This window comes from Ferroplasma sp. Type II, assembly GCF_000496155.1.
In genome coordinates, this window is sequence record NZ_KI542716.1 from 1,225 (window position 1) to 2,580 (window position 1,356).

General features: G+C 35.0%; 1 protein-coding gene. It reads left to right on the top strand.

From position 1 onward, the window contains the following. Positions 1-402: 402 nt before the first annotated feature. A partial coding sequence (locus AMDU4_RS05995) for a hypothetical protein (RefSeq protein WP_290704361.1) occupies positions 403-1,356 on the top strand: 954 nt, incomplete at its 3' end.

A 1,356-nucleotide genomic window follows, 5' to 3' on the forward strand; every position in this document is an offset into this window, starting at 1 on the left:
ATATCTTCAAACCTTACTGGAATTAGTGCCTTTAAACATTGGAACTATTATGCGGTCGGTTCTCAGGAAGTACGACCTCGAGGATTCAAACATATTGGATTTATGCTTGAAAAGAATATAATAATTACTATTTTCAGTGATCAGACTTTCATATTTGTAAATTTCAATGATCTTCACAATCAATTAATGTTTCTCCAAATATTCAAGACAATAACTCTATATCATGATAGTCATCCAGTATAATTTAACATGATTCCAGTAATATTGGGATTATTTAGAATTCCTGTACGCAGAACAACTCACAAAAGAACGAGAACGCAATATTAATATATATTATTTATTACTAAACTATTTATTAATATTGTTATCGAAATATATATATATTCATGCATTTATATCATTATGAATAGAAATAAGGTAATAATAGGTGTGTTGATGGCAACAATATTTGTAATGATGGCTTTTTTTCCCTTAGCAAGTAATATTTCCACTGATAAAGGCAATGCAAGTGCTAATAGTATTTCACCACAGACAAAAATAAACAGTGTATCAAACTTGAAAGGACAACCCGTAAACCGAAATGCCTTTAATGATTCAACCAGGATGAACCACGTCGAATTTAACCAGAATTTATCCTCCTTTTTTGGACACACTAACCTGAAATGGCAAAAAGTTAGTATTCCTAGCAAATATACAATTAAAGCAAAGTCGGTTTTAGCCGAATTCGCAAATGGAAAAAATAATTCTTACACTTATGTTTTGGAGAAAGGTATTCAAGTAAGTAGATATCAAGCCTGGAAAACTGAAGTTATTACTGGTCACGGGTTCAGAGATACGATTAGTACAACAAACAATTCCATAACAATTTATACTGCTATGCATGAAAATAAAAATTCGAAGGATAGGACAAACATTAATTCCCATTTTCTCATAAAGAACGGAAACAGATCGAATCTGGTGAATGTAGATCCTAAAACTTACCACCAATCTTTCAGCTGGGGACAGGCTTGGGTTTTCTATGGATCAACTACTTTTTATGGAGGAATTGGTTTAAGAGATTATGGTATCATGTTAGGCATTATAACGTTGGTCTCAACCACTGCCACGGGAGCACTGTTGTGGAGTAATCCATTTGTTGCTGCGGCAGCAGTCATTTTAGAGGCCGTTACGGTTGCAGGATGGGCAGTGTTCGGAAATGAGCATACCACTACTTGCGGGAGCCAAATTCCCTATGTTGAAATAGATATATCAGAGGGTAAGTGGTGGGATCCATGGGATACTGGAGCCTATGGAGAATTAGGTGCCCATTCCAATCAGATAACACCATTTAATGGAGGAGCGCCTACTTATACAGGA